Below are 11581 nucleotides of genomic sequence, written 5' to 3' on the forward strand. Positions count from 1 at the left end.
TTAAGGGTGTATAAGTAAGTTCTGGAAAGATTTGTGTGATTTGTTTATAGAGTATTTTTTGTTTTTGATGGGTTCTTTTTAAAATATAAAGCTCTTTTATAAGCTTTAAATACTCAATCCCCCCCCCCAGAATACTATTATTATTTATTTTTTTATTAAAATTAATTAAAGCAAGTCCAAGTTTATAAGAGAGGGTATTTTTTATTCTATATGAGGCATTATCTTGCATTATTGTTCCTTTATGTATGATAAACTAGAGCTTTAAAAAATTTAAAATATTATCTACTTTTTGTTCTAAATTTCCAAATTGATTATTATCTATGATTAAATTTGGCTTTGGTTCGTCATATTTTAAATCAATTCCTACAACATTAATTATTTCTTTATTAATTGCTTTGGTATATAAATTCTTTTTATCACGTCTAATAAGCTCTTCAAGCTCACATTGGATATAAATTTCGCAATAATTTTTTAGGGTTTTTCTATTGTAGTCATAAATTTCTTTAAACATTGAAATTGTGCTTACTATAACCATCATTCCTTGAGAACTTAGAAAATGAGCAAATTGAGATCTTTTTAAGGCCATATTAATGCGCCCTTGCTTATCATAATCATAGCTTCCAAGCAAGTCTCTTAGTTCATCTCCATCAAGATAAATAACATTTTTATATTTAAAACGTAATCTTTCGCATAAAGCCTCAGCAATATAGCTTTTTCCACTACCTGCTAGACCTGTTAGCCAAATAACTGAGCCTTTAGAAAAATCGATTTTTTCTTGCATTAAAAATCCTAAATTTAAGTCTTTTATAAAATTTTATCAAAAAATAATAAAATAAAGTTTTATTAAAAGAAAAAAATATAAAATTAAGCAAAATTACAAAGAAGTTGTAAATGCAATATAAAAGATTTAAAACAAGAGAAATTAAAGTAGGTAATGTTGTTGTTGGGGGAAATGCTCCAATTTCTGTGCAATCTATGCTATTTAGCAAAACAAGGGATATTGAGTCTTCATTAGAACAAATCAATCGTTTGTATTTTGCAGGAGCTGATATAGTTCGTTTGGCATGTTTGGATATGATTGATGCTAGAGCTTTAAAAGAAATCAAGCAAAAAAGCCCTTTACCTTTAATTGTCGATATACATTTTAATCATAAATTAGCTATTTTTTGTGCCGAATTTATCGATGGTATTAGGATAAATCCAGGTAATATAGGTTCTAAAGAAAATATAAAAGACGTGGTTAAAGCGTGTAAAGAAAGAGGTATTCCAATACGCATAGGTGTAAATCATGGCTCTATTGAAAAACAATTTAGTGATAAATACGGATATAATCTTGATGCAATGCTTGAGAGTGCGCTTTATAATATCAAGCTTTTGGAGGATTTAGACTTTTTTGATATTAAAATTTCTATGAAAACTTCAGATGCGCAAAAAACCATAGAAGCTTATGAAAGATTAAGATCGCTTTGTGATTATCCTTTTCATTTAGGAGTTACTGAAGCAGGGACTAAATTTCATAGCACGATAAAAAGTTCTATAGCTTTAGGAAATTTACTTCTTAAAGGAATAGGTGATACCATAAGAGTTTCTATGACGGGGGAATTAGAAGAAGAAATTCGTGTAGCAAGGGCAATTTTACAAGATAGTGGTGTGCAAAAAAGCGGGGTAAATATCATCTCTTGCCCAACTTGTGGAAGAATTCAAAGTGATCTTATAAAAGCTATAAAAATAGTTGAAGAAAAAACTAAGCATATTAACAAACCTTTAAACATTAGTGTAATGGGTTGCGTTGTAAACGCTTTAGGTGAGGCAAAAGGAGCTGATGTTGCTATAGCATTTGGTAAAAATCAAGGGCTTATCATAAGGCATGGCGAAGTAGTGGCTAAGCTTAAAGAAGACAAACTTGTAGAGAGATTTTTGCTAGAAGTTGAAGATGAAGCAAAACAAAGGGAATAAATGCTGAATCTTTCAAAAATAAAATTTAAAATTAAAAGAGAGATAAATAAATTTTTTAATGCTAATTATTTTAAAATCATTAAACGGGGGGGGGTATAGCAAAAGCTATAACTTCAGAATATAGAAAAAATCCCCAAAAATTTATATTTTTGAGTTTTTTGGGAAGATTTTTGGTTTTTGTTTATATCTTAAAAACGGATTTTAAACTTTTAAAATTTTATAAAAAATTAAATAATAAAAGCAAAAAATCCCTTGCTATTTTGTATCTTTTTAATCGTAATTATTTTATTTGTCAATTTGAAAATATAATTTTTTGGCTTTCATCCTTGGAATTTAAAGAAAAATATCAAAATCATCATTATCCCCCGCTACTAAATCCTAAAAAAATAAATTATGAAAAAATCAATGCAAAATTAGCTTGGGATCTTAATATTGCTTTGCCTCAAGTTAAATTATTTATTTGGGGAAGCCATGGATGTGGAGCGACAGGGCTTAAGATGTTTTTAAAAAAATGCGAAGTTATGCCAATTGTTTCTATTCAATGTAATAGTGGAATAAAAAATTATATTTTTTACTATAAGCAAATTTTATATTTTAAAGATAAAAATCCTTGTTTTTGGCTTAGAGAATATATTAGTTCAAAATTAGCAGATAAATTTTATGCACTTTTACCTAAGGTCAATGAGGCTATTTGTTTAGTTAGGGATCCTATAGATTCTTTATTTAGTATGTTTTATTGTAGAAATTTTGGAAAAAATTATCTAGATAAAATTAATATTGGTGATGATATTGAGCAAGTATTAAAATTTAGAGTAGGGTATTATAAAGCAAAAGAATTTCCAGATAAAAAGGATTTGAAAGACTATATAATAGATATTACAGGATTTCTTGGTTTTCATGATGCTTTATTGATTAAAAAACTCAGTAATATTAAAAAAACTTATTTTTTAGATATGAGTGAAATTGTAGGTGATAAAACTTTTGAAACGATGAAAAAATTAGCTCTTAAGTTTCATTTTAAAACTCCAAATTCTAAAGATAGGGAATTTTATACTCAAACAATGAGTAGCTTTAGAATCTTGCTTCCAATCAATATTAATTTAAAAAAATTTTTTAATGAAGATATTTTTATAACACTTAGAACCTCTTCTTTAAATTCTTTGGAAAAAGATATTTCTTGTTTATTTTTTAAAAATACAAAAATACCTTTTTATATTTTAATACAAGAAAAACATTTTAATCAAATTAAAAGTCTTAAAGAAAACGAATTTGAAGAGATACGCCTATTTTTAGTTCAATTTTTAGAAGCTTTAAAGGCAAAAGAGAAAGAGGAAAGACAAAAAAGATTAAGTATAGATGAGTTTTTTAAATGTTTTTTAGAAGATAAAGAAAATATTAAAGATTTTAAAGATATTTTAGAAAAAAATCATCTTTTTTATGTGAAAAAAGAAAGACCAGATATAGTAAATCTCTGGGAAAATTATAAAAAATTTGAAAAATTAATAAAATGAAATTTCAACCCCCACCGATGAAATACTTTTCAACATCATCAAGCAATTTTTCACATATTCTAGAATCCGTATTTTTTTCAACAACTAAATTAATATAAGTTTTTGTATCTCTAAAGCTTCCTGCTGATTTTGAATTTTCTCTAGTAAGCTTTTGGTTGTCCTTGGTGTATTCTATAGTGATATTAAATTTTAAAGCTGAGCTAGCTTCGCCTAAATTCGTTTTTACCAAAACATTCATTTGAGAAGCTTTTGCTAAAGTAGCTTGAGTTTTTGAAACAATTTCTTTAAAGCGTTGACAAGATCTTATAAGTGTTGAAATAAATTTATTATCAAGTGCTTCATAGGCTACTTTGAGTTTATTTTTTATATCTTTTGTACTTTCTTTTTCTGGGGCAACAAAAACCATATAAAAACCAGTTTTAATTTGCACATTATCCGTTTTAACATCGCGTCCGCTAGACATAACTTTAACATAAATGGCATTATCAAGATAAACACGATCTATCATAGGACCATAAATTTCATATTCTTTTTTACGCACTATAACTTCTCTTGCTAAAACATTAAGTTTTACATTGGCATCGTGGATTACAGGTTCCATTTCTTTTTTGATTTCGAGTAATTCTTTTAACATTAAAATCCCTTAAAATTGTCTACTACGCAAAGGCTTATTATAGCAATATTTTTCTTACAAAAATTTTATTGCACCAAAGTTATGATTCTTTTAAAATTTTTTCATAAGCAAAGAATTTGTCGTTGTAATTTTTTATATTAAATTCACCACAAAATTGATAATTTAATTTTTGAAAAAGAGAATTCATAGGAAAATTTTTGCTTGATGTATCTGCTCTTAGACTTAATTTATTGTTTTTTATAGCAAATTCTTCGCAAAAATTTAAAAGTTTAAAACCGATTCCTTGCCTTTTAAAATCTTGATTGATTGCTAAACGATGCAAATAAAAGGTTTTATCATTAAATTTAGGATTAAAACAAATATCTTTATACTCTTGAGGTGAAAAAAGTTCATTAATACAAATAAAACCTAAAATTTGCTCTTTTTCGCGACAGATATAAAGATGATTTTTTTCGATATCTTGAGTAAATATTTCAATGTTAGGATAATTTTCATCCCATTGATGAAAGCCTAATTTTTTCATAGTTATTAAAGCTTGTTGGGTTATTTTCAGTATCTCATCTAAATTTTTTATGGTGGCTTTTTCTATGGTAAATTCTTGCACTTAAATCCTTTTTGAATAAAATATTAGTTATTTTATCCTTAAAAGATTTATAAAATATTTGAAAAAACTAAATTTTTAATAAATCATATATCAATAAAATTGCAGAATTAAATTTTGCAGTGGTGGCTCCGATTGGACTTGAACCAACGACCACTACCATGTCAAGGTAGTGCTCTACCAACTGAGCTACGGAACCATGGTGGAGCATAGCGGGTTCGAACCGCTGACCCCAACGCTGCCAGCGTTGTGCTCTCCCAGCTGAGCTAATGCCCCTTAAAAAGCTTAGATTATATCATAATCTTACTTTTTTTTGGCTGAAAATTGAAATCAAATATACATTTGATATTTTTAAATTAAATAAAATTATAAAGTATTCATTATAATAATTTATTTTATTTAAAAGAGAAACAGATTTTAAATTATTTAATTAATTCTAAAATTTCTCTTTCATATCCTAGCTCATTAAGATCAAGTTGTTTAGAATAGTAAAAGTATTTGGCTAATACTAAAATTCCTATGTGAAATTCTTTTTTCTTATCTAAAAATTGTTTGATATATTTATGGGCATTATGAATAATTTCTTGTGCTTCTTTGGGATAGGTTCTAAAATGATCAATCACTTGAGCCAAATTTTCATTATCAATCAGGGCAAAATGATAATTTGGCTTTAGAGCTCCTTCCATAAACCAAGTTTCACAAGTCATTTTTGGAGCTAAAACTAAAGAGTTAGAACTCATCGCCCATTTTAGATTACTTGCTACATCATTACCTTCTAAAGAAATTATAAATTTATATCCCATTTGTTCTTTTTTGCTTAAAAAATTTTTTCTATATTGGCTAGCTTCTTTTGAGGTATCGCCTATATTGCAAAATGTTTTATTGAAATAAGAATGAAAAAATTCTTTTCTGTGTGTTTGGTATACAGCTCCTCTAAATACTGCTATATCTTTTTTATTTTCAAAAATTAAATCATCTTTTAAAAAGCAAAAATGTCTATTTTTATCAAGTTTTAATAAAATATTATTTTTATTATTTTCTAGTGGCCGCGATTTGCAAATAGTTGGATCTTTAAAAGTCCATTTTACATCATTAAAATCTTTATTCCATAAAAATTTATCTTTAAAGTATTTACTAATTTCATACGCATCAAAAGCATAAGAGGTTTTTTTAAAAGGAAATTTTCCTATTTTTTCTTTTTCTGTTGGTGTAAAAAATTGATTTATTTTATTATAGTATCTTACTCGAACTTGTATTTCTTCTAGTTCTTTAGTGTTGTATTTTAATATTTCATTGAAAATCTTAGATAAATTGATTTGGAAAAAATATCTTGGTACAAAAGATATTCCTATTCCTTTTAAATTCATAAATAATCTTGATTGAAGCATTATAAAACCATACTTAAAATTTATGGCATTTTATCAAAAAAAAACAAATCAAGTGCCGCAAGGTCAAATAAAAGTAGTTTTAATGAAAATTAAAGTGTTGGAATAAATGGCAGACAGGAAGGGATTTGAACCCTCGAAAGCTATTAACTTTACACGCGTTCCAGGCGTGCTCCTTAAACCGCTCGGACACCTGTCTAAAAAAGAAATTATTATAGCTAAAATTTTATAAATAAACAAAATCAGAAAAATTTTAGAAAAAAAAGCTATAATTCTTTTTCGTATTTCAAATTTGTTTTTTAAAAGTCAGGGTAGCTCAGCTGGTTAGAGCGCTGGTCTCATAAGCCGGAGGTCGGGAGTTCAAGTCTCCCCCTTGACACCATTTTTAGTTAATACTATTTAAATTCTTGTATCAAACTTGTTTTTACTTAGATTAAAATCACTATCTGTTTTAAAAAATTGTTTTTTATATAGAGTGATAAAAATAAATCTATAATTAATCAGATTTACTCGTTGTCAAAATAAATTCTAATTTCTAGAATAAATTTATAAGCATTTGTCGTATAAAAATAATTTTACAAGCACTTAAATGAATTATTTTGAATCTTAAATAATTTTCTGTAATATTTAATTTATTTATAAAATTTAAAGTCAAGTAAATATTAAAAATAATTTAAATATTTAAATTTCAAAAGGTTAAATTATGAATAATGATTTAAAAAATTTAGATTTAAAACATATTTGGCACCCTTGCACACAAATGAAGGATCATGAAAACATTCCTTTGATCCCTATAAAAAAAGCAAAAGGAATATGGCTTTATGATTTTGATGATAAGGCTTATATGGATTGTATAAGTTCTTGGTGGGTGAATCTTTTTGGGCATTGTAATGCATATATAAGTAAAGCCATAAAAGAGCAACTTGATACTTTAGAACATATTATTTTAGCCGGTTTTTCACATGAGCCTATTATAAAATTATCCTCAAGACTTTGTTCGCTTTTGGGAGATAAATTTAACAAATGTTTTTATGCAGATAATGGTTCTTCTGCGGTAGAAATAGCTTTAAAAATGAGTTTTCATTATTTTTTAAATCAAAATAAAAGAAAAAATAAATTTTTATCTTTAAGCAATTCTTATCATGGTGAAACCTTGGGGGCTTTAAGTGTTGGAGATGTAGCACTTTATAAAAAAACTTATACTCCTTTGTTGCTAGAGTGTTTAAGTACCCCTGTGCCTTTGAACGATGATTTTGAAAAAGAATTAAATGCATTAAAAAATATCTTAGAAAAGCATTCTCATGAACTTTGTGCTTTTATATTAGAGCCTTTGGTTCAATGTGCAGGAAATATGCATATGTATAAGGCTGAATTTATAGATGAGGCTATAAGATTTTGTCATTATTATGGTGTTCAAGTTATTTTTGATGAAATTGCAGTTGGTTTTGGACGCACAGGCACACTTTTTGCTCTTGAACAATGTAAGCAAAAACCTGATTTTGTTTGTCTTTCAAAAGGAATTACAGGAGGATTTATGCCTTTGTCTGTAGTTGTAACAAAGGATGAAATTTATAATGCCTTTTATGCTCCTTATGAAACTCAAAAAGCCTTTTTGCACTCTCATAGCTATACAGGAAATGCTTTAGCTTGTAGTGCTGCAAATGCTGTATTAGATATTTTTGAAAAAGAGAATATCATAGAAAAAAATAAAGATTTGAGTTTTTTTATTAAAGAAGAATTTGCCAAATTAAAAGAATTTGATTTTTTGTCCAATTTTAGAACTTGTGGGATGATTAGTGCTTTTGATATTGTAAAGAGTAAATACCAAAGAGCTGGGCTTGAAGTATATCAAAGAGCTCTAGTTAAAGGTTTGCTTTTAAGACCACTTGGTAATACTATATATTTTATGCCCCCATATATCGTTACAAAAGAACAAATTTCTTATGTAGTTCAAAGTTTAAGAGAAATTTTTAAAGCTTTTTAAGAAGGGTTTTCATTTGTTTTTGAAATTCTAAATTAATAAGATTTTTTTCGTTTAAAAATTCTAGATTAATAAGAGGGATTTGGGTGTAATTTTGTATAAAACTATCTTGTAAGATATCTTTTTCTCCCATCATTACAAGGGCTATTATATCAATAGATCTTTTCTTTAAAGCTTCTATGCTTAATAAAATATGATTAATACTACCAAGATAGTATTTTGCCACTAAAATAGTAGGAAATTTAAATTTATCCATAAAATCTATCATAGTATAGCACTCATCTATGGGAGAAAAAAGTCCCCCAGCAATTTCTATAAGCAAATTTTCACTTTTTGGAAGTTGAATTTCAAGAGCTTTATAGATAAGATTTTCTTTGATTTTTCCAAGATGAGGAGAAGCGGGAGTTTTTAAAAAAATACCCTCTTTAAAGATTTTAGTTTTAGGGCAAAACTTAGATATTTTTTGACTATCAGTTGGAATTCCTGCTTGGATGAGTTTAAAATAATCGTAATTAAAATTTGCACAAAAAGTTGCACTAAAATGAGTTTTTCCTACATCTGTATGAATGCCGCTTATATAAATTTTCATTAATTTGCCAAGAGTTTTAAACCTATGCTTGAAACTAAGATTAAGCCAAGAAAGAAAAATTTTAAAATATTTTTACTTTCTTTAAAAAGCAAGATCCCAACAACAACTCCACCCCCAGCACCAATACCTGTCCATATAGCATAAGCTATACCCATAGAAATTTCACGCATAGCCAAAGAGAGAAAACTAAAACTAAGGGAAAATTGGACTAAAATAGCCAATAAAAAAATCTTTTTACCTGTATTAATTAATTTTTTCATGGCTATAACACCTATAATCTCCATACAACCTGCTAAAAATAAAAAAAACCAACTCATTATATTTTCTTTAAGTTATATTTTCATTTTCTTTGCTTATAAGTTTAAGTCCTATAACACCACTAAGCAAGATTAAAATAAGTATAATTTTAAGTAAGGAAAAACTTTCTTTAAAAAAAAGCATTTCAAGTAATACCACTCCAGTTGTTCCAATCCCTACAAATACAGAGTAGGCAATACTCACTTCAATCTTTTTCATAGCAATAACAGCACAGGTAAATGAAATACAAATTCCAATACCTGTTAAGATATATAAAGGTAAGGTATTAGCGTATTTTAAGCCACTTACCCAAAAACATTCAATGATTCCTCCTAGAACTATCAAACTCCAAGCGAGATTTAAACTTATTTGTTTTTTCAAAATTATCCTTTTTTGAAAATAAATATTAATTATACTAAAAATATTATTTTAAAATTAGCGTATTTTTCTTTTTCTTTTTTTACTTAGTTTTAAAATTTTTGAGGCATTGCCTTCAAAAAGTTTTTGATCTATAATTTTATCAGCAACATTTTTTGCCCAAATTTCATCAAATTCTTTACCATGTTTGTTGGCTGAGGTAGAAAAAAGCCAATCCCAATTTTTTAAAAAATCTTCGTGTGGATGATCTTTTACAATACGAATAGCTTGTAAATTTGGATAAATAAAAGTGGTTTTTTTACTCTTTCTTACTAGATTTTTAAAATACTTTGGCACTCTTACAAGTTTTTTAAGTTCGCTAAATTTGGTTGTTGTTATCAAGCAGGGTTGATCTTGATTTCTATTTTTTAAAGTATTTAGCTTTTTTAAATTTTTACTTAAAAACCCTACTGTTGTATCAGTTTGTGCTAGATAAATCATTTGCTTTTTAGTATAAATTCTAAAATTTGCAAAACATCATATTTGTGATTTTTACTTAAAATTCCAAAAATTTTAAGCATATTAAGAAAAATACAAATATTATTTTCATTAATCTCTAAATATCCCTTTTCTTTACTTTGTATAAATCTATGTAGAAAATCTCTTTCCCCTTGTTTATTTTTTAAAATATAAACAGGAAAACAAAAAAATAACATTGCCTGAATTCCAACTGCTCTTTGTTTTTCTCTTATGATAATCTCGCTTAAATAGTTATCGTTATTAAATTTATAAACCAATAAAGGGTAGGAAATTTCAGATTTTAAAAAATTTATATTGGCAATTTTTGTAGGTAAAAAAATACTTCTAGTGATATTAAGTTTTTCTTCAATAAGCTCAGTATTATTTTCTATAAAATTTTTAATGTTAAGTAAATTTTCTTTTTTAATTATCTCTTTTTTATAAAAGTTAAAGATAATATTGCTTAATTCATAAAGTTTTTTCTTTTTTGTATTGGCTGCTATGAAATGATAATCTTCGTTTGGTAAAACTATTTCATCATAGCCTATTTGCCATTCTATATAATGTTTTATATCTATTTTTGTTTTTGTAGGAGCTATAGGTAAGCCATAATCATTAAAAGTATTTCTTTCTTTAATTCTTATTTTGCCACTAACAGATGTTAGAGATAGTTCATAGTTAAAATCACTCATTTTTATTCCTTAAGATATGTAGAAAATAGCATTTTAAAATAATTTTCTATTTTTTGTTTATCAAATTCTTTTTTATAAAACCAATTTAATAATTCTTGTTCTATTTTTAAGAATTTATCTTTATCTATAAAAATATCTAAATTTCCAAAACAATAAGGAAGTTTATAACAAAATTCTTTAAAAAAATGGATATAAATATAATATGTAAGATTTTCTTTAAAAACTTTAATTGTATTAGAATTTATATTTTTCATAAAAGTTTTATTTCTCTTTAGAGCATTGATATCTCTTAAAGTATGAAAATAAGCAATAGCTTTTCTTTTATCGTTTAAATTGGGATATTTTCTAACATAATTATTTATAAAATCAAAGTCCTTTAAACAAAAAGAATAATTTTCTACGCTTTTGAAAGTGAAATTTTTAATATACTCAAAATCCATTCCCTTTTTGTCTTTTTTATAAAAAGAGATGATAATGGGAAAATGAGTAGATGATTTAGGTGTAAAAATAGAAGAAGAGATAATTAAACCATCAACAAGTTTATATTTTTGTTTAAAATCTTTCAAAGCTTTAAAATTTGCTTCTTTGATTAGATATGATAAAGGATGCAAAACGCAGATAAAATCAGGCTCTAAACACTCATAAGATCTTAAAAATGAAATTCCTAAATCTCTATATTTTAACTTTTCGTCACAAGAAAATAATTCTTTTTTAATTTTTGCATTTATGATAGAAGTTTTATCATTATAGGGTGGATTTCCTATAATAATTAATTTTTCATTCTTTTTTATTTTAAATTTTTCTCTATTTATATTTAAGAGCGCATTTGTATGAAAGATATGATTAATTTTAACTTTTTCTAAAGCAATTTTATCTATATCTGCACCGATATATTTAAAATCTTTGGTAAAAAAATCCCCATATCCACAAGAGCTATCTAAAAAAGTATAAGAATTTAAATTTTTTATATGCTTTTCTAAAAGCTTATAAACCATTTCTACTACAAAAGAAGGCGTGTAAAAACTTCCTAAATTTATAGTAGTATTTTCATCTAAATGC

Annotated in this window: 13 protein-coding genes, 4 tRNA genes and 1 pseudogene; 4 read left to right on the forward strand and 14 right to left on the reverse strand. The window is 26.2% G+C overall.

The window, feature by feature from the left end; all coding sequences use genetic code 11:
* Positions 1-229, reverse strand: a pseudogene (locus DU473_RS05335) (hypothetical protein); the annotation flags it as partial.
* A 24-nt stretch (positions 230-253) separates the two neighbouring features.
* Complete coding sequence (locus DU473_RS05340) at positions 254-781, reverse strand: adenylyl-sulfate kinase (protein WP_166683079.1); 528 nt, start codon at positions 779-781, stop codon at positions 254-256.
* A 110-nt stretch (positions 782-891) separates the two neighbouring features.
* Between DU473_RS05340 and ispG the strand changes: the two genes are divergently transcribed.
* Together ispG and DU473_RS05350 are read left to right on the forward strand one after the other, a co-directional pair.
* The gene (ispG, locus tag DU473_RS05345) at positions 892-1956 is read left to right on the forward strand and encodes a flavodoxin-dependent (E)-4-hydroxy-3-methylbut-2-enyl-diphosphate synthase (protein ID WP_131186659.1); all 1065 of its coding nucleotides are present in this window, start codon (positions 892-894) and stop codon (positions 1954-1956) included.
* A 170-nt stretch (positions 1957-2126) separates the two neighbouring features.
* Positions 2127-3467, forward strand: coding sequence for a DUF2972 domain-containing protein (locus DU473_RS05350; protein ID WP_131186660.1), 1341 nt, complete (start codon positions 2127-2129; stop codon positions 3465-3467).
* A 4-nt stretch (positions 3468-3471) separates the two neighbouring features.
* Here the strand turns inward: DU473_RS05350 and DU473_RS05355 are convergent, their stop codons facing one another.
* The 6 genes from DU473_RS05355 to DU473_RS05380 form a co-directional block, all read right to left on the reverse strand.
* Complete coding sequence (locus DU473_RS05355; protein WP_131166185.1) at positions 3472-4101, reverse strand: hypothetical protein; 630 nt, start codon at positions 4099-4101, stop codon at positions 3472-3474.
* Positions 4102-4180: 79 nt separating this feature from the next.
* Positions 4181-4705: a GNAT family N-acetyltransferase gene (locus DU473_RS05360; protein WP_131186661.1), complete on the reverse strand. Its 525-nt coding sequence runs from the start codon at positions 4703-4705 to the stop codon at positions 4181-4183.
* Positions 4706-4825: 120 nt separating this feature from the next.
* Positions 4826-4901, reverse strand: a tRNA-Val gene (locus DU473_RS05365).
* A 1-nt stretch (position 4902) separates the two neighbouring features.
* A tRNA-Ala gene (locus DU473_RS05370) sits at positions 4903-4978 on the reverse strand.
* Between the two features lie 146 nt (positions 4979-5124).
* On the reverse strand, positions 5125-6090 hold the full coding sequence (locus DU473_RS05375; protein WP_131186662.1) for a glycosyl transferase family 90: 966 nt from the start codon (positions 6088-6090) through the stop codon (positions 5125-5127).
* A 107-nt stretch (positions 6091-6197) separates the two neighbouring features.
* Positions 6198-6286, reverse strand: a tRNA-Ser gene (locus tag DU473_RS05380).
* 106 nt (positions 6287-6392) lie between these two features.
* Between DU473_RS05380 and DU473_RS05385 the strand changes: the two genes are divergently transcribed.
* Positions 6393-6469 (forward strand) — tRNA-Met (locus DU473_RS05385).
* A gap of 318 nt (positions 6470-6787) precedes the next feature.
* Positions 6788-8071, forward strand: coding sequence for an adenosylmethionine--8-amino-7-oxononanoate transaminase (locus DU473_RS05390; protein ID WP_131186663.1), 1284 nt, complete (start codon positions 6788-6790; stop codon positions 8069-8071).
* On the opposite strand, the gene DU473_RS05395 is transcribed toward DU473_RS05390, so the two are convergent.
* From DU473_RS05395 to DU473_RS05420, 6 genes are read right to left on the reverse strand one after another with little or no spacing between them, the layout of a single operon-like run.
* Entirely contained in the window at positions 8058-8657 is a 600-nt protein-coding gene (locus tag DU473_RS05395) for a dethiobiotin synthase (RefSeq protein WP_131166181.1), read from the reverse strand. The two genes, DU473_RS05390 and DU473_RS05395, sit on opposite strands and share 14 nt — an antisense overlap.
* The gene (locus tag DU473_RS05400; RefSeq protein ID WP_131166180.1) at positions 8657-8974 is read right to left on the reverse strand and encodes a DMT family transporter; all 318 of its coding nucleotides are present in this window, start codon (positions 8972-8974) and stop codon (positions 8657-8659) included. The genes DU473_RS05395 and DU473_RS05400 overlap by 1 nt, the downstream gene beginning before the upstream one ends.
* A 10-nt stretch (positions 8975-8984) precedes the next feature.
* Entirely contained in the window at positions 8985-9335 is a 351-nt protein-coding gene (locus DU473_RS05405; RefSeq protein ID WP_131186664.1) for a DMT family transporter, read from the reverse strand.
* A 54-nt stretch (positions 9336-9389) separates the two neighbouring features.
* Positions 9390-9812 carry a Sua5/YciO/YrdC/YwlC family protein gene (locus DU473_RS05410; protein WP_131186665.1) on the reverse strand — a complete coding sequence of 141 codons (423 nt, stop codon included), beginning with the start codon at positions 9810-9812 and terminating at the stop codon, positions 9390-9392.
* On the reverse strand, positions 9809-10522 hold the full coding sequence (locus DU473_RS05415) for a R.Pab1 family restriction endonuclease (RefSeq protein WP_131186666.1): 714 nt from the start codon (positions 10520-10522) through the stop codon (positions 9809-9811). The genes DU473_RS05410 and DU473_RS05415 overlap by 4 nt, the downstream gene beginning before the upstream one ends.
* Before the next feature lie 2 nt (positions 10523-10524).
* Complete coding sequence (locus tag DU473_RS05420; protein WP_438830691.1) at positions 10525-11559, reverse strand: DNA methyltransferase family protein; 1035 nt, start codon at positions 11557-11559, stop codon at positions 10525-10527.
* Positions 11560-11581: the final 22 nt, after the last annotated feature.

It is taken from the genome of Campylobacter novaezeelandiae, from assembly GCF_004323845.1.
GTDB lineage: Bacteria > Campylobacterota > Campylobacteria > Campylobacterales > Campylobacteraceae > Campylobacter_D > Campylobacter_D novaezeelandiae.